We start from the raw sequence: 17,934 nt of genomic DNA on the forward strand, positions 1-17,934 counted from the left end.
GGACCCGGCCCCGCGCTGGAGCCGACTGCGGGACGCCGCGCGGGGAGCGGCGTCCTCGCGAGGCGTATCCGGGGATCCGCGTTCCAGCGGATCCGCGTCGCCGTGCGCGACCCGCTCCTCGGGACCCGGCCCCGCGCTGGAGCCGACTGCGGGACGCCGCGCGGGGAGCGGCGTCCTCGCGAGGCGTATCCGGGGATCCGCGTTCCAGCGGACCCGCGTCGCCGTGCGCGACCCGCTCCTCGGGACCCGGCCCCGCGCTGGAGCCGACTGCGGGACGCCGCGCGGGGAGCGGCGTCCTCGCGAGGCGTATCCGGGGATCCGCGTTCCAGCGGATCCGCGTCGCCGTGCGCGACCCGCTCCTCGGGACCCGGCCATGCGCTCGAGCCGACTGCGGGACGCCGCGCGGGGAGCGGCGTCCTAACCAGCACTGTGCAAGGCGAACGCCGTCACGAACCCGAGCACCGCGTACAGCCCGGTGAGCACGTCGTCGCGGTCGAACGCCTCGGGGATCATCGTGTTCGAGATCATGGCGAGGATCGCGCCGGCGGCGACGGTCGTCACGAAGGCCACGACCGCGCCCGGTGCGGTGGCGAAGACCAGGAAGCCGACCAGCGCCGCGGCGGCCGAGATCGCGGCGATCCCGCCCCAGACGGTGAAGACGTAGCGGGCGGAGCGGCCGTCGGCCTTCATGCCGACCGTCGAGGACAGGCCCTCGGGGAGGTTCGAGATCGCGACCGCGGCGACGATGGGCACGCTGATCGCCGCTCCCGCGCCGCCCTGGGCGACCGAGAGGCCGAGCACGATCGATTCGGGGACCCCGTCGATCAGGGCGCCGGCCGCGATGGCCGCGCCTCCTCCTCCACCCGACCCCTTCGCGCTCTTGCGGTTCCCCGCGCCGGCGCGGGTGAGCAGCGCGTCCGCGCCGACGAAGACGACGGCTCCCGCGAGCGTGCCGAGGATCGTCGGGAGCAGTCCTCCGTCGTCCGCCGCCTCCTGCACGAGCTCGTAGGCGAGCGCCGAGATCAGCACCCCTGCTCCGAAGGCGGAGATCGCGGCGGTGAGCTTCGGGGGCACGCGCACGAACCAGGCGAGCGCGGCGCCGATCAGGAGGGTGGCGCCGCCGATGGCGCCGCTGGCGAGGGCGAGGGTCCAGGGAGGCACGGCTCCACCCTGGCATCGGCGGCGTCCGGTCGCGGCGGGCTTGACGGGGGCGCTCCGGCGGCGCTCGACCCGCCTCCGCCGGCCTCGACAGCTGTCGTGCAGGCGTCGGGCCGCGATGCCCGGCCGATCCTCGGCGATGGAGGGCCGCTCGGGCCGGGCGTCCCCGTAAACTGCCGGAATGGCGGAGTTCAGCGCGAGTGTTTTCCAGAACGAGTTCCTCTCGGACGGCGCCACCGACGTGCACGCCATCGTCACGGTGACCGCGTCCGGCACGGGGGTCGCCGGGTCCGACGGGGCCGCGGCCGAGATCATCATCGTGGACTGCTCCGGATCGATGACCGGCGAGAACATGACGGCCGCCAAGCGCGCCGCCGCCGTGGCGGTCGACCAGATCCTGGACGGCACCTTCTTCGCCGTCGTGGCCGGGTCCGAGCGCGCCGACCGCGCCTTCCCGTACCCCAACGCCACCGTCTCGATGGTGCGGATGGAGCCGGGGGCGCGAGCCGCGGCGAAGGAGGCGATCGGCTACCTCCAGGCCGACGGCGGCACCGCGATGGGCACCTGGCTGACCCTCGCCCGCCAGCTGTTCGCGACCGTGCCGGAGGCGACACAGAGGCACGCGATCCTCCTCACCGACGGCAAGAACGAGCACGAGTCGCGGATGCAGCTGGACGCGGCGATCCGCGCGGCGTCGGGCGACTTCCAGTGCGACGTGCGCGGCGTCGGCTCCCGCTGGATCGTCGAGGAGGCGCGCACCATCGCGAGCGCCCTGCTGGGCACCGTGGGCCTGATCGCGAACCCGGCCGACATGGCCGCCGACTTCGAGTCGCTGATGCGGGCGTCGATGGGCCGGGGAGTCGCCAACGGCGAGCTCCGCGTCTGGACTCCGCAGGGCGCGCAGCTGCTGTTCGTCCGTCAGGTCGCGCCGAACCTCGAGGACCTCAGCTCCCGGCGGAACGCCGTGAACCCGCTCACCGGCGCCTACCCGACCGGCGCCTGGGGCGACGAGTCGCGGGAGTACCACGTGGCGGTCCGGGTCGCGTCGAAGCCGGTCGGCTCGGAGCAGCTCGCCGCGCGGGTGCAGCTCAGCGTGCGCGACGAGGTGGTCGCCTCCGCCCTGGTGAAGGCGCGCTGGACGGACGACTCCGCCCTGACCGCCCGCATCGACCCCGCCGTCGCCCACTACACCGGCCAGACCGAGCTCGCCTCGGCGATCCAGGACGGGCTCGCAGCCAAGGCGCGGGGCGACGAGGCGACCGCCACGGTCAAGCTCGGGCGCGCGGTGCAGCTCGCCTCCGTCACCGGGAACGACGAGGCGACCGCGAAGCTGCGGAAGGTCGTCGAGATCGACAACCCGAACGAGGGCACCGTGCGGCTCAAGCGCGGCGTGGACCGCCTCGACGAGATGGCGCTGGACACCGCGTCGACCAAGACCACGCGGGTGCGCAAGTGAGCTTCCGCTGTCCCGAGGGGCACACCTCCCAGTCCGGCGACTACTGCGACGTCTGCGGGGCGCCCATCGGTGCCGCTGCGGCCCCGTCGCCCGCTCCCGCCGCGCCGACCACCGCGATCCCGACCGGCCCCTCGGTCTGCCCGCACTGCTCGTTCCCGAACGAGCCCGGCGCCCTGTTCTGCGAGAACTGCGGCTACGACTTCACGACCGGCTCCCTCCCCGAGGCCGATCCGTTCACCTCCTCCGGTGCCGTCCGCGCTCCGGGCGAGGTCGGCGGCTCCGCGACGCCGTCGGGGGACCCGGCCCAGCACCTGGGCGAGGCGCCCGCGCCGCAGGCCGATCCCGCGGCTCCCACCGAGCTGGTCCCGGAGCAGGAGGCCGGCTTCGACACCCCCGTCGCGACCGCGCCGCCCGCCGCTCCGCCGACCGAGGTGATCCCGGAGGCCCCTGCACCCGAGGCCGCAGCCCCCGACGCGGCACCCGGGGCCTCAGCGTCGGAGGAGGAGGCCGCGTCCGCGCCGGCCACCGGCTCCGCCCACCCCGCCGCCGCCTCCGCGGACCCGGACCGCCCGTGGATCGCCGAGCTCTGGGTCGACCCGGAGTGGTACGCCGAGCAGCGCGCCGACGACCCCATGCCCTCGCCCGGCCCGCCCGCGACCGTCGTCCTCCGCGAGCGCACCCTGCTCGTCGGCCGCCCGTCCGTCTCCCGCGGCATCTCGCCGCAGGTGGACTGCGGCTCCGACTCCGGTGTCTCGCGGCGCCACTGCCAGCTGAGCACCGACGGCTACCGCTGGTGGGTCGAGGATCTGCAGTCGGCGAACGGCACGTACCTCGCCCCGGCCGGGGCTGCGCTCCCGCAGTCGCCGATCGCCGCCGGTCAGCGCCGCGAGGTCGAGGAGGGCGACCGGATCTACGTGGGCGCCTGGACGAGGATCGTGCTCCGTCCCGCGTTCCCCGGCGAGGCCTAGGGCCCCGCGCCCGAACGGTCAGCGACCGGCGAGCGCTCCGAGCATCCACGACAGCGCCGCGATCGCGCCGACGCCGACCACGCTCGAGCCGATGATCACGGAGCGCCGGATCCGTGCCGCGCGCGAGTCCGAGGCGGTCGGCGTGCCCGAAGCCGAGCCCGTCGTCATCCCGCTTCGGAGCCGGTGCGCGACCTCGTCGGCGGTCGGCCGCTTCTCCGGGTCCCGCTGCGTCATCGAGGTCAGCAGCGCCCGCCACTCCGCCGGCAGCGTGTCGGGCACGGAGGGGCTGCGGTGGAGGCGGGCGATCGCCGCCTCGAGGACCGTGCCCGAGTACTCGCGGTGACCGGTGATCGCCTCGAGGAGGACCAGGCCGAGGGAGAAGACGTCGCTCGCTCCGCTGATCGGCTCGCCCGCGACCTGCTCCGGGCTGACGAAGCTCGCGGTGCCGATCACGACGCCGTCGCTGGTGAGGCGGGAGCCGTCCATGAAGTGGGCCACGCCGAAGTCGGTGAGCTTGGCGGTGCGGGCGTAGCCGCTGGAGGCGACCTCGCTGACCAGGATGTTCGCGGGCTTCACGTCGCGGTGCACGACGCCGCGCTCGTGCAGGTAGGCCAGGGCCTCGGCGAGCTGCGTGCCGATCGCCGCGACCTCCGCCGCCGGGAGGGGGCCGGACTCGAGCCGCGCCTCCATCGTGGGGTCGGCGACGAGCTCCATCACGACGTAGCGGCGGACCTCGCCGCCGAAGTTGTGCAGCCCCGCGTCGAAGAGGTTGACGATGCCGGGGTGGGCGAAGGAGCTCAGCATCCGCACCTCGCGCTCCTGGCGGGCCACGTCCTCGGGGTTCGAGGCCTCCGCGCGGAACACCTTCACGGCGACCTCGCGCTGCACGGTCTCGTCGCGGGCCCGGTAGACCGAGCCCATCCCGCCGGAGCCGATTCGCTCGATCAGGTAGTAGCGGCCGGCCACCTTCTGCTGGGCGGCGTTCGCGGCGACGGTACTCATGGCGATCCCGCCTTCCGCTCGAACGGTGCGCTCCGGAGCGCACGAGGTGGGCGCCTGCGACGACGGTACCCCGGGGCGGCGCCGGCCGGGTCGGCGGAACGGGGGGATTGACACTCCCGGCCCCGGACGGGGGGACGAATGGCCGCTCAGCGCACCGATCCGCACCCCCCGCCGCGGGGTCAGCGGAGGCCGCTGCGCGCGAAGCCCTGCACGAAGTAGCGCTGGAACACCAGGAACAGCACCACCATCGGCACGACGTTCACCAGGGCGAACGCCATGGTCGCTCCGTAGTCGCTGCCGAACTGCCCCTGGAGGAAGAGCAGCCCGATCGGGAGCGTGAACAGCGCGTTCTCCTTCAGGGCGATGAGCGGCCAGGCGAAGTCGTTCCAGGAGCCGAGCAGCGACATGAAGAAGAGCACGGCGATGAGCGGCTTCGAGAGGGGGAGGACGATGGCCGTGAACACGCGGAAGTGCCCGGCGCCGTCGATCCGGGCCGCCTCGATCAGGTCCCGCGGGATCGCGAGGATGAACTGCCGCGCCAGGAACAGCCCGAACGCCGATGCCGCCGTCGGCAGGATCACCGCCCAGTAGCTCCCGTAGAGGCCGAGGTCGGTGACGAGCCGGAACAGCGCCACCATGATCACCTGCACGGGCAGGGTGAGCGTCGACAGGGCCAGGAGGAAGAGCACTCCGGATCCGCGGAACCGCAGCTGCGCGAAGGCGTAGCCGCCGAGCAGGTTGATCGTCACGGTGATCAGCGCGGTGACCAGGCTGATCGCGAGGGAGTTGCCGAACCAGGTCGCCACGGGGAACGACGAGAACACCCGCTCGAAGTTCACCAGCGTCAGCTCGCGCGGCCAGAGGCGGAGGGTGCCGCCGAGCAGCTCGGACCGCGAGGAGAACGCGACGACGACCATCCAGTACAGCGGGAAGACGATGACCACCGAGACACCGAGGGCGAGGGCGAGGCGGAGCAGGCGCGAGGTGCGCGACGTGCGGATCATTCGACGAGGTCCCTCGAGCGGTTGGTGCGCCACTGCACCGCGGTGAAGATCATGGTCAGGATCAGCAGCACGATGCCGATGGCCGCGGCGTAGCCCTGGTCGCGGGTGACGAACCCGGTGTCGTAGGCGTAGGTCACGAGCACCGAGGTCGCGTTCTGCGGTCCGCCGCCGGTGAGCACGAAGACGATGTCGAACACCTGGAACGAGTAGATGACGTTGAGGATGAGCAGGAAGAACGACGACGGGCCGACCAGCGGCAGCGTCACGTGGCGGAACTGCTGCCACGCGTTCGCTCCGTCGAGCCGGGCCGCCTCGTAGAGCGCCGGGTTCACCCCCTGCAGCCCCGCCAGGTAGATCAGCATGTTGAAGCCGGTGCGCCACCACAGGGTGACGAGCACCACGGAGGCGAAGGCCGCCGCTCCGCCGGACTGCCAGGCGATGCGGGGGAGGCCGATCGTCTGGAGCATGCCGTCGAGCACGCCGCTGTTCTCGTCGAAGATCAGCACGCCCATCAGCGCCGTCGCCACGCCGGAGACCGCCATCGGCAGGATGAGGATGCTGCGGAACACCGGACGCGCGGGCAGCACCGAGTTCATCAGCACCGCCGCGCCGAGGCCCAGCGCCATCGAGAGCGGGGTCACGATCAGGGTGAACAGCGCCGTGTTCAGCGTCGAGCGCCAGAAGAGGCCGTCGCCGAGCAGCCGCGCGTAGTTGTCGAGCCCGACGAAGACGCCGTCGCCGAAGCCGTTCGTGCGCTGGAAGCCGATCAGGAACGCGCCGCCCAGGGGGACGAACACGAACAGGCCGAGCATCAGCAGGTTCGGCGCGAGGAACGCGTAGGCGGCCGCCGTCTCGCGTGCGGGGGCGCGGGAGGTGCGCCGGGGGCGGGCGGTCACCGCCTCCGGCGCGAGGACCGACCGGCTCACTGCGTCGCGGCCGCGATGCCGGAGGTGAGGCCGGCGATGGTGTCCTCGGTGCTGCGCCCGCCGACGAAGGCCTGCTCCAGCTGCTCCTTGAGCACCGTGATGATCGCGGCCATGTCGGGCGAGGCGACCTGCGCCGAGTCGGACGCCTGGACGGTGCCCGCCTGGCCGAGGAACACCTCGGCGAGCTCGGGGCGCACGGCGAACTCGATGCCCGACTCCGTGAGGTCGCGACGGGTGGGGAGGAGGGAGGCGCCGGCGCAGAAGTCGCGCATCGCCTCCTCCTCCGTCACGAACGCGAGGAAGGAGGCGGCCAGCTCCGGGTTCTTCGCGGCCTTGGTCGCGACGAGGGCGTTGCCGCCGAAGTCGCCGCCTCCGCGCACGTTGCGCGGGGAGTAGGTGGCGCCCCACTCGAAGTCGAGGGTGGAGTCGGCGTCGGGGATGAGGAACGCGCCGGCGAAGGTCATCGCGGTGGTCTGCGAGTACCAGAGGTCGCTGGCGTAGGTGGTCGCCTGCACGGAGCTGCTCGGCGGCACGAGGCCGTCGGTGAAGAAGCTGCGGCTGAAGTCGATCGCGGCGCGGCCGGCGGCGGAGTCGATCGCGGGCCCGGACAGGTCCTCGGTGAGGAAGCGGCCGTCGGCCTGGAAGAGCAGGCTGAGCCAGCGCGTGACGCCGTTGCCCTGCCAGTTGTAGGCGAAGGGGTAGCGCTCGGCGGGGAGCGAGGCGCGCAGCTTCCGCCCGACCTCGGTGAACTCCTCCCAGGTCCACGCCTCCTCGGGCGAGGAGGGGAAGGAGGTGACGCCCGCGTCGGCCAGCACCTGGGTGTTGTAGAGGATCAGCGAGGTGTCGGTGTGGTGGGGGACGCCGAAGGGGCTCCCGCCGCTCTGCACCGCGGCCCAGGCCGGATCGGTGAACCGCTCGGCGACGTCGGAGTCGAGGAAGCCCGACAGGTCCAGGAGCTGGTCACGGCCGGCGTAGCTGCCGAACGTGTAGTACGGGACCCGGAAGACGTCCGGCGGGTTGCCCGCCTGCAGCTGCGCGTCGATGTTGGTGAACATCTGCTCGTACGGGACCGCGTTGAGGGTCACGGTGGCGCCGGCGTTCGCCGACTGGAACGCGTCGATCGCGCGCTGGAAGCCGGCCAGCTCGGCGTCGGTGCCCCAGGTGGTGAAGGTGAGGGTGTCGCTGCCGGCGCTCGCCGCGGGGCCCGCGGGGGCGAAGCCGCAGCCGGAGAGGACCGGGACGGAGGCGGCGACGCCGAGCGCTCCGAGGAAGCGGCGGCGGTCGAGGACCGCGCGTCCGAGCTGCGAGAGGTCGAGAGCCCCCGAGGGGAGCCCCTTGCTGGTCAGGCCCATGACGGCCTCCTTCCGGGGGCCAGCGGCAGGCTCCCGGGGGCAGGCTATTCCGGCAGGGCCGCGGGTATCGCGGCTGGACGGATCGGCCGATCCATGAGAGGAGCGGCCGATCCGCCCGGCGGGCGTTCAGCCGCGGCGGCCGAGCATCCCCTCGAACGAGCCGTCGAGCGCCCACGGGTCGGGCGTGGAGCCCGAGCGGGAGGAGCGGGCGGCTTGATCGGCCAGCTCGCGTCCGGCGCGCTCGATGCGCGAGGGCAGCGCCCGTCCGTCCTCGGTCGCGCCGCCCCAGTCGTCCGTCGCCGCGAACACGGTGGTCGCGAGGGGCGCCGCGTGCAGGTAGGTGAAGAGCGGGCGCATCGCGTAGTCGACGGCCAGGGAGTGGCGGGGGGACCCGCCCGTGGCCGCCAGCAGCACGGGCAGGCCGCGCAGCGCCTCCGTGTCGAGCACGTCGACGAACGACTTGAAGAGCCCGCTGTAGCTGGTGGTGAAGATCGGCGTCACGGCGATCAGGCCGTCGGCGCCGGCGACCGCGTCGAGCGCGGTCTGCAGAGCGGGGCTCGCGAAGCCGGTGAGGAGGTTGTTCGTGACGTCGTGCGCGAGGTCGCGCAGCTCCACGACGCTCCGCTCGACGGCGAAGCCCTGCTCGGTGAGGGAGGACTCGGCGGCGTCGGCCAGGCGGTCGGCGAGCAGCCGGGTCGAGGACGGCTGGCTGAGGCCGGCCGAGAGGACGGTGATCCTGCGGGTGTCCATGGAGAGCTCCTGACTAGACGGTGACGGGCTCGGCCGCGGGCTGCGCGTCGCGCGCGGCCACGAGGGAGGCGTGGGTGGGGGCGTCGGGCACGTGCGAGGGGCGGCCCTCGGCGAAGCCGGCGCGGAGGGCGGGGAGGATCTCGCCGAGCATGTCCATCTGCTCCAGGACGGTCTTCAGCGGGAGTCCCGCGTGGTCCATCAGGAAGAGCTGGCGCTGGTAGTCGCCGACGTACTCGCGGAAGCCGAGGGTGCGGTCGATGATCTGCTGCGGGGAGCCGACGGTGAGCGGGGTCTGCTCCGTGAAGTCCTCGAGCGAGGGGCCGTGGCCGTAGACGGGGGCGTTGTCGAAGTAGGGGCGGAACTGCGAGACCGCGTCCTGCGAGTTCTTCGCCAGGAAGATCTGCCCGCCGAGGCCGACGATCGCCTGATCGGCGGTCCCGTGGCCGTAGTGCTCGAAGCGCTGGCGGTAGAGCTGCACCATCTTCTGGGTGTGCGAGGCGGGCCAGAAGATGTGGTTCGCGAAGAAGCCGTCGCCGTAGTAGGCGGCCTGCTCGGCGATCTGCGGCGAGCGGATCGATCCGTGCCACACGAACGGCGCGACGCCGTCGAGGGGGCGCGGGGTCGACTGGAAGCCCTGGAGGGGCGTGCGGAACTGGCCCTCCCAGTCGACGAAGTCCTCGGTCCACAGGCGGTGCAGCAGGTCGTAGTTCTCGATCGTCAGCTCGATGCCGCGGCGGATGTCCTTGCCGAACCACGGGTAGACGGGGCCGGTGTTGCCGCGGCCGAGCATCAGGTCGACGCGGCCGCCGGCGAGGTGCTGGAGCATCGCGTAGTCCTCGGCGAGCTTCACGGGGTCGTTCGTGGTGATGAGGGCCATCGCGGTGGAGAGCGTGATCCTCTCGGTCTTCGCCGCGAGGTAGCCGAGCGTGGTGGTGGGGGAGGAGGACCAGAACGGCGGGTTGTGGTGCTCGCCCAGGGCGAAGACGTCGAGGCCGATCTCCTCCGCCTTCAGCGCGATCGCGAGGGTCGCCTGGATCTTCTCGGACTCGGACGGGGTCCGTCCGGTCGTGGGGTCGGTCGTGATGTCGCTGACCGTGAAGATGCCGAACTGCATCAGGCGCTCCTTCTGTCCTCCGGCCCGGTGGGGCCTGGTCCATGCGTTTGCATGTACATCCTCATTCAACCACGTGCGGCCGGATCCATTCCCGAGGATCCCCGGGCCTCCGCCGGGCTGTCGCAGGACGGCGGAGGCGCCGTGCCCGGACGTCGCCGACCCGCCCCGCTCGCCCCGCGGCCGCCCGAAACATCCCCGCAATACGCCCCGCACTAGAGTCGTGCCATGGGTGACCTCTTCGACGGATACGGGTCCCAGAAGGTCGAGCGGCCCGACACGGGCGCCACCCCCTGGGACGAGATGTTCGCCGACGTGGCGTCGACCGGAGGCCCCGACGGGGTCCGCGGCGCCTACCGCGACATCTACTCCTCGCTCGCGCGGATGACCCAGGAGGAGCTGCGCGGCCGCACCGACGCGCTCGCCTCCTCCTACCTCGCGCAGGGCGTCACCTTCGACTTCGCGGGGGAGGAGCGGCCGTTCCCCCTCGACGCCGTCCCCCGGGTGATCGAGCGCGCCGAGTGGAACGAGGTGCAGACCGGCATCAAGCAGCGGGTCCGTGCTCTCGAGGCGTTCCTCGCCGACGTCTACGGCCCGCAGAACGCCGTGGCCGACGGCGTCATCCCCGCCGGGCTGATCTCGAGCTCCAGCCACTTCCACCGGCAGGCCGCGGGCATCGTCCCCGCGAACGGCGTGCGGATCCAGGTGTCCGGGATCGACCTGATCCGCGATGAGAAGGGCGGCTGGCGGGTCCTCGAGGACAACGTCCGCGTGCCCTCCGGCGTCTCCTACGTCATCTCGAACCGCCGGGTGATGGCGCAGACGCTGCCCGAGCTGTTCGTCTCGATGCGGGTGCGCCCGGTCGGCGACTACCCGAACAAGCTGCTGCAGGCCCTCCGCGCCTCCGCCCCCGAGGGCGTCGACGACCCGACCGTGGTCGTGCTCACCCCGGGCGTCTACAACTCCGCCTACTTCGAGCACACCCTCCTCGCCCGCCTCATGGGCGTCGAGCTGGTCGAGGGCCGCGACCTGTTCTGCACGGGCGGCAAGGTGTTCATGCGCACCACCTCCGGCCCGACCCGGGTCGACGTGATCTACCGCCGCGTGGACGACGAGTTCCTCGATCCGCTGCAGTTCCGCGCCGACTCGATGCTCGGCTCGCCCGGGCTGATGCTCGCGGCCCGGCTCGGGAACGTCACGATCGCCAACGCGGTCGGCAACGGCGTCGCCGACGACAAGCTCGTCTACACCTACCTGCCCGACCTCATCCGCTACTACCTCTCGGAGGAGCCGGTGATCAAGAACGTCGACACGTGGCGGCTCGAGGACCCGGGAGCGCTCGAGGAGGTGCTCGACCGCCTCGACGAGCTCGTCGTGAAGCCGGTCGACGGCTCCGGCGGCAAGGGCCTGGTCGTCGGGCCGGCCGCCTCGGCGAAGGAGCTCGCGGAGCTGCGCTCCCGCCTCCAGGCCGACCCGCGCGGCTGGATCGCGCAGCCGGTCGTGCAGCTCTCCACCATCCCCACCCTCGTCGACGACGGCATGCGCCCCCGGCACGCCGACCTGCGGCCCTTCGCCGTGAACGACGGCACCGACGTCTGGGTGCTGCCCGGCGGCCTGACCCGCGTCGCGCTCCCCGAGGGGCAGCTCGTCGTCAACTCGTCGCAGGGCGGCGGATCGAAGGACACCTGGGTGGTCGGCCTCGAGGAGGCGCGCAGCGCCGATCCCGAGGCGCGCGACATCCAGGCGCTCGTCGCCGAGCAGGCCGCGGTCACCAGCTCCATCCCGATCGTCTACCCGCTCAACCACACGCCCGACCACTCGCCGCAGGACGCGCCGAACACCGACCAGGACCAGCAGCAGCAGCAGACGCTCGCGGCGGGGGAGGACGACTGATGCTCTCCCGGATCGCCGAGTCGCTGTTCTGGATCGGCCGCTACATCGAGCGGTCCGACGGCACCGCCCGCATCCTCGACGTCCACCTCCAGCTCCTGCTCGAGGACCCGTGGATCGACGAGGACACGGCCTGCCGCTCGCTCCTGTCGGTGATGGGCTCGACCCCGCCCGACGACATGCGCGAGATCACCCGTGCCGACGTACTGGCGATCCTCGCGATCGACCGCACGAACCCCGCCTCGATCGCCTACTCGCTCGGCGCGGCCCGCGAGAACGCCCGCCGGGCGCGCGAGATCGTCTCGACCGAGCTCTGGGAGTGCCTCAACACCACGCGCACCCGCATGCCGCGCCGCGTCTCGGGCGAGCGGGTGTCGGAGTTCTTCAGCTGGGTGCGCGAGCGCTCCGCCCTCGCCGTCGGCATCATCGAGTCGGCGACCTCGCGCGACGAGGCCTGGCAGTTCTTCACGCTCGGCCGCTCGATCGAGCGCGCCGACATGACCGCCCGCCTGCTCGCCACCCGCTCGCTGACCGAGGCGAGCGGCCCCTCCTGGACCACGATCCTCCGCTCCTGCGGCGCCTACGAGGCGTACCTGCGCACCTACCGGGGCGTGCCGAGCGCGCGGAACGCGGCCGAGTTCCTCCTCCTGGACCGGCTGTTCCCGCGCTCGATCCTCTTCTCGGTCTCGCGGGCGGAGGCGTGCATGCGCGACATCGAGCCGCGCACCGGCCGCATCGGCCACTCCGGCGACGCGCAGCGCGTCCTCGGGCGGATCCGCAGCGAGCTGGAGTTCCGGCCGATCACCGACATCCTCGAGGACCTCCCGCGGCACATGGACAGCGTGCAGGAGGCGACCTCGGCCGCGTCCGAGGCGATCCGCCAGCGGTACTTCCCCACCAACGTCATGCCGAGCTGGATCGGGGAGGCGCTGTGAGCAGGCTGCGCATCAGGCACACCACGGGCTTCACCTACGCGGGGGACGTGGTCGCGTCCTACAACGAGGCGCGGATGCTTCCCGCTTCCTCGGACGGGCAGCTGGTGCTGTTCTCGAACCTCGACATCCGGCCGGTGACCTCGGTGCACGCCTACACCGACTACTGGGGCACCCGCGTCTCGTCGTTCGACGTGCTCGACGCCCACCGCGAGCTCTCGCTGACGGCGACCTCGCTCGTCGAGATCCGGCCGAAGCAGCACCCCGACCACCCGACCGGGTGGGATCAGCTGTCCGAGCAGGTCGAGACGCGCACCGAGTACGTGGAGCAGTCGAAGCAGACCCACCGCACCGCGCCGCCGGAGGACCTCGCGGCGATGGCGCGCTCGCTCGCGGACGAGGCGGCCGGGCCGTGCGAGGCTGCGCTCACGATCGCCGAGACGATCGGCCGGGCGATGACCTACCGGCAGGGCGTCACCGGCGTGCACTCCACCGCGACGGAGTCGTGGACCGCGCGCGAGGGCGTCTGCCAGGACATCACGCACATCGTGCTCGGGGCTCTGCGCTCGGTGGGCATCCCGGCGCGCTACGTCTCGGGCTACCTGCACCCCAAGCCGCACGCGGAGATCGGCGAGACCGTGGTGGGGGAGTCGCACGCGTGGGTCGAGTGGTTCTGCGGAGGAGCCTGGCGCGGCTACGACCCGACGAACCTGATCGACATCGGCGACCGCCACGTCATCGTCGGCCGCGGCCGCGACTACAACGACATCGCGCCGTTGCGCGGGGTGTTCGCCGGGCCCCGCTCGTCGAAGCTCTTCGTCCGCGTCGAGATCACCCGCGAGGCCTGAGGGCGGGTGGCGGACGCGCCCGGCGTCGGGGGCGACCCGTCGAGCGGGCTGTCCGCGGAGCCGCCCCGGCGCGCGGACCGGCTGACGGAGCCTAGGCGCGGGGGCGCAGCAGGGGGACACCGCCGGTCGCCGGCAGAGCCTCCGGCTCGGGGGCCGCGAGCCGGGAGGCGCGGCGCAGACGGAGGTGGAAGGCGAGTCCGATGGCGGCCGCCGCGATCCCGGAGGCGGCGCCGACCAGCATCGCCTGGCGCGGACCGTAGGCGTTCGCGACCCAGCCGATCAGTGGCGCGCCGATCGGAGTGCCGCCGACGAAGATCGCCATGTACAGCGCCATGACCCGGCCCCGCATCTCGGGGGCGGTCGAGAGCTGCACGTAGCCGTTGGCCGAGGTCATCAGCGTCTGCGCCGCGATGCCGACGAAGGGGAGCAGGATCGCGAACGCCCAGACCGTCGGCATGACGCCGGCCAGCGCGAGCGCGACGCCGAACGCCGCGGAGGCGCCGACGATGAGCCGGAGCCTCGGGCGGTCGCGGCGAGCCGAGAGGAGCGCTCCCAGCACCGAGCCGACGGCGATGGCGGAGGAGAGCAGGCCGAACTCGCTCGCCCCCATGTCGAACTCGACGGTCGCCATCGTCGAGGCGAAGATCGGGAAGTTCAGGCCGAAGGTGCCGATCAGGAACACGATCGCGAGCACCACGAGGATGTCCGGCCGCTTCGAGACGTAGCGGAACCCCTCCAGCAGCGCACCCGGGCCGCGGGTGGCGCGCGGGGCGCTGCGGAGCTGGTCGCGGTGGAGCGCGCGCAGCGAGAGCAGGACGGCGAGGAAGCTCGCGGCGTTGAGGAGGAAGACCCAGCCGGAGCCGACCGCGGCGATCAGCACGCCCGCGAGGGCCGGTCCGATCATCCGCGCCGAGTTGAAGGAGGCCGAGTTCAGCGAGACGGCGTTGGTGAGGTCGCGCTCCTCGACCAGCGCCGAGACGAACGTCTGGCGCACGGGCGCGTCGATCGCCGCGGCGAAGCCGAGCAGCAGGGCGAAGAGGTAGACCATCCAGAGCTGGACGACCCCGGTCACGACGATGAGTCCCAGGCCGAGGCCGAGCGCGCCCATCGCGCCCTGGGTGGCCATCAGGAGCTTCCGCCGGTCGAAGCGGTCGGCGATGAAGCCGGAGAAGGGGACCATCACGAGCTGCGGTCCGAACTGCAGCGCCATGGTGACGCCGAGCGCCGTCGCGTCGTGGTCGGTCAGGTCGTTGATCACGATCCAGTCCTGGGCCGTGCGCTGCATCCAGGTGCCGACGTTCGAGACCATCGCGCCCGCGAACCAGATGCGGTAGTTCGGCACGGCGAAGGAGCGGAACATCGCGCTCATCGGTCGGCCACCGCGCGCAGGACCGCCGCCGCGTCGTGGAGCAGGCGCAGGTCCTCGGGAGGGAGCTCCTCGAGGCGTGCCACGAGCCAGGCGTCGCGGCTGCGGCGCACGTCGAGCACCAGTGCGGTGCCGGCCGGGGTGGGGCGGATGCGGGTGACGCGGCCGTCGGCGGGGTCGGCGAGGCGCTCCGCGAGTCCTTCGTCGACCAGGCAGCCGACCGTGCGGGTCATCGAGGGCGGGCGGACCCGCTCCGCCTCGGCCAGCTCGCCGAGGGTCTTCGCGCCCTCGCGGTGCAGGAGCGCGAGCACGCTGAACTGCGGATCGCTGAGCTCGTGCTGGGCCTTCTCCTGCCGGAGCCGCCGTCCGAGCCGGCCGACCGCTGCCCGCACCTCGCCCGCGAGGGAGGTCAGCGGGAGATCGGTCTGCGGGGTCTGGATCTCAGCGATCTCGGTCGATGGCACATAGTTAGCCTAACAAAAGAACCGTCGCTCAGGCGGAGGTCCGTGCGGTCCGCACCGCTCCGATGCTCGCGGCGACCACGAGCGCGATCCCGACGGCCTCGACGGCGCTGAGGCGCTGGCCGAGCACGAGGAAGCCCGAGAGCGCGGCCGCCCCGGGAGAGAGCGACATCAGGATCGAGAAGGTGGAGGAGCGCAGGCGCCGCAGCGCCAGCAGCTCCAGCGCGTAGGGCACCGCGGAGGAGAGCACCGCCACGGCGAGCCCGAGGAGCAGCACCGGCGGCACCACCAGGGCGGGCCCGGCGGAGGCGATGCCGAACGGCAGCGACACGATCGCGCCGGCCGCCAGCGCCAGCGCGAGCCCGTCGATCCCCTGGAACCGCCCGCCGGTGCGGCCGGCGAAGACGATGTACGCGGCCCAGAGCACTGCGGCCCCCAGCGCGAAGCCGACGCCGACCGGGTCCAGCGCCGAGAACCCGCCCTGCGACAGGGTCACCACTCCGGCCAGCGCGAGCACCGCCCACACCAGGCTCAGCACGCTCCTCCCGGCGATCACCGAGAGCGTCAGCGGCCCGAGCACCTCGAGGGTGACGGCGGCGCCCTGCGGGATCCGGGCGATGGCCTCGTAGTAGCAGGCGTTCATCCCGCCGAGGGCGAGACCGTAGGCGGCGACAGTGGCCCAGTCGCTCCGGCTGTGGCCGCGCAGCCGCGGACGGCAGACCAGGAGCAGCACGACGGCTGAGAACACCAGCCGGAGCGTGACGGTGCCGATAGGCCCCGCGGCGGGGAAGAGCAGCACGGCGAAGGAGGCGCCCAGCTGCACGCTCGCGACCGACCCGAGCACCAGGCCGATCGAGCCCGCGCTCGCCGGGCGCCGCTCCGGAGCGACCGCTGCGCTCAGCTGGAGCGCCGCTGCGTCTGGACGGGCGGGACGTTGTAGCCGAGCAGGCCGACGCCGGTCGCGTCCCAGCGCAGCGTGGTCAGCGAGACGTTGTCGACCACCGGGAAGGTGTGCCGGTACGTCTCCGGATTGATGCCGAGGTAGGCGCACAGCAGGAGGCGGATGAGCGTGCCGTGCGCGACGACGAGCACGCGGCCGTCGGGGTGCTCGCGGTGGATGCGGGCGAGCGAGGTGTTCGCGCGGGCGACGGCGTCGAGGCCGGACTCGCCGCCGGGCATCGGCTGGATGGCCGGAGCGGCGACCCACGCATGGTACTCGTCCGGGAAGCGCTTCTCCATCTCGTCGGTGGTCAGCCCCTCGCCGCGGCCGAAGTCGACCTCGACCAGGGCCGGGTCGGGCTGCAGCTCGAGGTGGGCCGCCCGCGCGGCGGGCACGGCGGTGCGCACGGCCCGAACCAGGGTGGAGGAGTACACCGCCTCGAGGTCGGCGTCGACGGCCCAGGCGGCCAGAGTCGCCGCCTGGTCCTGGCCCCGGGGGGTCAGCGCGATGTCGGAGGAGCCCGCGAAGCGGTTCTCGGAGTGCCAGACAGTCTCTCCGTGCCGGGCGAGGATCAGGGTCGTCACCCCCTGAGCCTACCGACCGCGCGGGCCCGCGGGCCCCGCGCTCAGGCGGCGGAGACGCCGTAGTGCGCGTCGACCATCACCGGGAGGTGGTCCGAGACGCCCTGGGGCAGCGTGGAGACCCGCTCGATCCGCACGGAGTCGCTGATCGCGAAGTCGAAGTGGCCGCTGAAGTAGCGGTAGCGCGCGTAGGTCGGGGAGTCGCTCCGCGAGACCAGGTAGCCGTTCCGGGTCATCCGGCGGTCGAGTCCGCGGAAGAACCACGGGTAGTTGTAGTCGCCGACCATCAGGGAGGGGGTGTCCGGCGCGTACTCGCGCAGCCGGTTCAGCGCCTCGTCGATCTGCTTGCGGCGCAAGGCGTTGCCGGCCGAGAGCGGAGCTGCGTGGAAGGACGAGACGGCGATCGATCCGCCGTCGCGGTCGTCGAGGCGGACGGCCAGCAGGCGCTCGTGAGCGGGGGACATCACGCGGTCGTGCATGGACTTGCTGAGCTCGAACGCGGCGCTGCCGGAGAGCTCGAAGCGGTCCTGCGAGTAGTAGACGGCCAGGCCCAGGCGGTTGCGGGCCGTGACGGACGCGAGCCGGAGCGAGCCCACCTCCTGCGGCAGCTTCGTGGTGTCGCACTCCTGCAGGCACAGGACGTCGATGTCGTGGCGGGCGGCGAGGGGGGCGATCTCGGCGTGCGCTCGGTGCTCCCGGAGGTTGTAGGAGATCACGCGGAGGGCGCGTTCGGTCGGCTGCATTTCGCCAGTGTAGGGCGCGCCGCCCGAGCACCGGCCGACCCTCCGGCGAACACGGAGGGACCTCCTCGGAACGCGGTCGGAACGTTCGCCGACCGGCCGGGGAGGTCCCTCGCGGAGCCGTGTCAGTGCTGCTCGGTGCCCGAGGCGTCGGTCTCGGCGTCGGTGCCGTGGACGCCGTCGGTGGGGCCCCAGTCGGGCAGCGGGGGGTTCTGCTCCTCGCCGTCGGCGCCGACGCCGTCGGCCAGGGGGGAGGCCGCGCCGCCGACCTCGTCGAGGCCCGCGGAGGTGCCGGTCTCGGTGGCGGGGTCGGGCGTGCGGGCGCCGTCGGTCGTGTCGGTGGGGGTGGGCTCGATGTCGTAGTCGGAGCTGCTCATGTCCCGACGCTACGACTCCGCCGCCCGCGGGGGCACCCCCTTGCGCTCCCGCGAACGACGGAGGCCCCCCGC

General features: G+C 72.8%; 18 protein-coding genes. 5 read left to right on the plus strand and 13 right to left on the minus strand.

Annotated features, from left to right (window positions below):
- Positions 1 to 417: 417 nt before the first annotated feature.
- The gene (locus C5D50_RS07445) at positions 418 to 1,161 is read right to left on the minus strand and encodes a ZIP family metal transporter (RefSeq protein WP_104223842.1); all 744 of its coding nucleotides are present in this window, start codon (positions 1,159 to 1,161) and stop codon (positions 418 to 420) included.
- 178 nt (positions 1,162 to 1,339) lie between these two features.
- On the opposite strand from C5D50_RS07445, the gene C5D50_RS07450 reads away from it, so the two are divergent.
- Positions 1,340 to 2,614, plus strand: coding sequence for a VWA domain-containing protein (locus C5D50_RS07450; RefSeq protein ID WP_104238603.1), 1,275 nt, complete (start codon positions 1,340 to 1,342; stop codon positions 2,612 to 2,614).
- Positions 2,611 to 3,582 carry an FHA domain-containing protein gene (locus C5D50_RS07455; protein ID WP_104283191.1) on the plus strand — a complete coding sequence of 324 codons (972 nt, stop codon included), beginning with the start codon at positions 2,611 to 2,613 and terminating at the stop codon, positions 3,580 to 3,582. Before C5D50_RS07450 ends, C5D50_RS07455 begins: the two co-directional genes overlap by 4 nt.
- An 18-nt stretch (positions 3,583 to 3,600) precedes the next feature.
- Here the strand turns inward: C5D50_RS07455 and C5D50_RS07460 are convergent, their stop codons facing one another.
- From C5D50_RS07460 to C5D50_RS07485, 6 genes are all read right to left on the minus strand, one after another.
- Positions 3,601 to 4,584, minus strand: a complete 984-nt coding sequence (locus C5D50_RS07460; RefSeq protein WP_104283192.1) for a serine/threonine-protein kinase — start codon at positions 4,582 to 4,584, stop codon at positions 3,601 to 3,603.
- Positions 4,585 to 4,763: 179 nt separating this feature from the next.
- Complete coding sequence (locus C5D50_RS07465) at positions 4,764 to 5,588, minus strand: carbohydrate ABC transporter permease (RefSeq protein WP_104223846.1); 825 nt, start codon at positions 5,586 to 5,588, stop codon at positions 4,764 to 4,766.
- Complete coding sequence (locus C5D50_RS07470; RefSeq protein WP_244229482.1) at positions 5,585 to 6,484, minus strand: carbohydrate ABC transporter permease; 900 nt, start codon at positions 6,482 to 6,484, stop codon at positions 5,585 to 5,587. Before C5D50_RS07470 ends, C5D50_RS07465 begins: the two co-directional genes overlap by 4 nt.
- Before the next feature lie 26 nt (positions 6,485 to 6,510).
- A complete protein-coding gene (locus C5D50_RS07475) occupies positions 6,511 to 7,866 on the minus strand; it encodes a sugar ABC transporter substrate-binding protein (protein WP_104223847.1) in 1,356 nt (451 codons plus the stop codon).
- Positions 7,867 to 7,992: 126 nt separating this feature from the next.
- Positions 7,993 to 8,616 carry an FMN reductase gene (locus tag C5D50_RS07480; RefSeq protein ID WP_104249848.1) on the minus strand — a complete coding sequence of 208 codons (624 nt, stop codon included), beginning with the start codon at positions 8,614 to 8,616 and terminating at the stop codon, positions 7,993 to 7,995.
- Positions 8,617 to 8,629: 13 nt separating this feature from the next.
- Positions 8,630 to 9,730 (minus strand): LLM class flavin-dependent oxidoreductase, encoded by a 1,101-nt coding sequence (locus C5D50_RS07485; protein WP_104223849.1) that lies wholly within the window; start codon positions 9,728 to 9,730, stop codon positions 8,630 to 8,632.
- A gap of 225 nt (positions 9,731 to 9,955) precedes the next feature.
- On the opposite strand from C5D50_RS07485, the gene C5D50_RS07490 reads away from it, so the two are divergent.
- The 3 genes from C5D50_RS07490 to C5D50_RS07500 are packed head-to-tail and all read left to right on the plus strand — an operon-like array spanning position 9,956 to position 13,397.
- Entirely contained in the window at positions 9,956 to 11,620 is a 1,665-nt protein-coding gene (locus C5D50_RS07490; protein WP_104258103.1) for a circularly permuted type 2 ATP-grasp protein, read from the plus strand.
- A complete protein-coding gene (locus C5D50_RS07495) occupies positions 11,620 to 12,552 on the plus strand; it encodes an alpha-E domain-containing protein (protein WP_104223851.1) in 933 nt (310 codons plus the stop codon). The genes C5D50_RS07490 and C5D50_RS07495 overlap by 1 nt, the downstream gene beginning before the upstream one ends.
- On the plus strand, positions 12,549 to 13,397 hold the full coding sequence (locus tag C5D50_RS07500; RefSeq protein WP_104223852.1) for a transglutaminase family protein: 849 nt from the start codon (positions 12,549 to 12,551) through the stop codon (positions 13,395 to 13,397). Before C5D50_RS07495 ends, C5D50_RS07500 begins: the two co-directional genes overlap by 4 nt.
- A 91-nt stretch (positions 13,398 to 13,488) precedes the next feature.
- Here the strand turns inward: C5D50_RS07500 and C5D50_RS07505 are convergent, their stop codons facing one another.
- The 6 genes from C5D50_RS07505 to C5D50_RS07530 form a co-directional block, all read right to left on the minus strand.
- Positions 13,489 to 14,766, minus strand: a complete 1,278-nt coding sequence (locus tag C5D50_RS07505; protein ID WP_104283193.1) for an MFS transporter — start codon at positions 14,764 to 14,766, stop codon at positions 13,489 to 13,491.
- Positions 14,763 to 15,227, minus strand: a complete 465-nt coding sequence (locus C5D50_RS07510; RefSeq protein ID WP_258069583.1) for a MarR family winged helix-turn-helix transcriptional regulator — start codon at positions 15,225 to 15,227, stop codon at positions 14,763 to 14,765. Before C5D50_RS07510 ends, C5D50_RS07505 begins: the two co-directional genes overlap by 4 nt.
- A gap of 28 nt (positions 15,228 to 15,255) precedes the next feature.
- Positions 15,256 to 16,068: a DMT family transporter gene (locus tag C5D50_RS07515; protein ID WP_244230592.1), complete on the minus strand. Its 813-nt coding sequence runs from the start codon at positions 16,066 to 16,068 to the stop codon at positions 15,256 to 15,258.
- Positions 16,069 to 16,121: 53 nt separating this feature from the next.
- Complete coding sequence (locus C5D50_RS07520) at positions 16,122 to 16,748, minus strand: histidine phosphatase family protein (RefSeq protein ID WP_104223854.1); 627 nt, start codon at positions 16,746 to 16,748, stop codon at positions 16,122 to 16,124.
- Between the two features lie 41 nt (positions 16,749 to 16,789).
- Positions 16,790 to 17,488 (minus strand): endonuclease/exonuclease/phosphatase family protein, encoded by a 699-nt coding sequence (locus tag C5D50_RS07525; protein ID WP_104283194.1) that lies wholly within the window; start codon positions 17,486 to 17,488, stop codon positions 16,790 to 16,792.
- 122 nt (positions 17,489 to 17,610) lie between these two features.
- Entirely contained in the window at positions 17,611 to 17,862 is a 252-nt protein-coding gene (locus C5D50_RS07530; protein WP_104246865.1) for a hypothetical protein, read from the minus strand.
- Between the last annotated feature and the right edge of the window lie 72 nt (positions 17,863 to 17,934).

The organism is Rathayibacter sp. RFBD1 (assembly GCF_002932915.1).
GTDB lineage: Bacteria > Actinomycetota > Actinomycetes > Actinomycetales > Microbacteriaceae > Rathayibacter.

Bases quoted from the DNA above. Each gene is read 5' to 3' on its own strand.
- C5D50_RS07460 (WP_104283192.1), bottom strand. From the start codon at position 4,584: ATGAGTACCGTCGCCGCGAACGCCGCCCAGCAGAAGGTGGCCGGCCGC.
- C5D50_RS07495 (WP_104223851.1), top strand. From the start codon at position 11,620: ATGCTCTCCCGGATCGCCGAGTCGCTGTTCTGGATCGGCCGCTACATC.
- C5D50_RS07480 (WP_104249848.1), bottom strand. From the start codon at position 8,616: ATGGACACCCGCAGGATCACCGTCCTCTCGGCCGGCCTCAGCCAGCCG.
- C5D50_RS07490 (WP_104258103.1), top strand. From the start codon at position 9,956: ATGGGTGACCTCTTCGACGGATACGGGTCCCAGAAGGTCGAGCGGCCC.
- C5D50_RS07530 (WP_104246865.1), bottom strand. From the start codon at position 17,862: ATGAGCAGCTCCGACTACGACATCGAGCCCACCCCCACCGACACGACC.
- C5D50_RS07485 (WP_104223849.1), bottom strand. From the start codon at position 9,730: ATGCAGTTCGGCATCTTCACGGTCAGCGACATCACGACCGACCCCACG.
- C5D50_RS07525 (WP_104283194.1), bottom strand. From the start codon at position 17,488: ATGCAGCCGACCGAACGCGCCCTCCGCGTGATCTCCTACAACCTCCGG.
- C5D50_RS07450 (WP_104238603.1), top strand. From the start codon at position 1,340: ATGGCGGAGTTCAGCGCGAGTGTTTTCCAGAACGAGTTCCTCTCGGAC.
- C5D50_RS07505 (WP_104283193.1), bottom strand. From the start codon at position 14,766: ATGAGCGCGATGTTCCGCTCCTTCGCCGTGCCGAACTACCGCATCTGG.
- C5D50_RS07465 (WP_104223846.1), bottom strand. From the start codon at position 5,588: ATGATCCGCACGTCGCGCACCTCGCGCCTGCTCCGCCTCGCCCTCGCC.
- C5D50_RS07475 (WP_104223847.1), bottom strand. From the start codon at position 7,866: ATGGGCCTGACCAGCAAGGGGCTCCCCTCGGGGGCTCTCGACCTCTCG.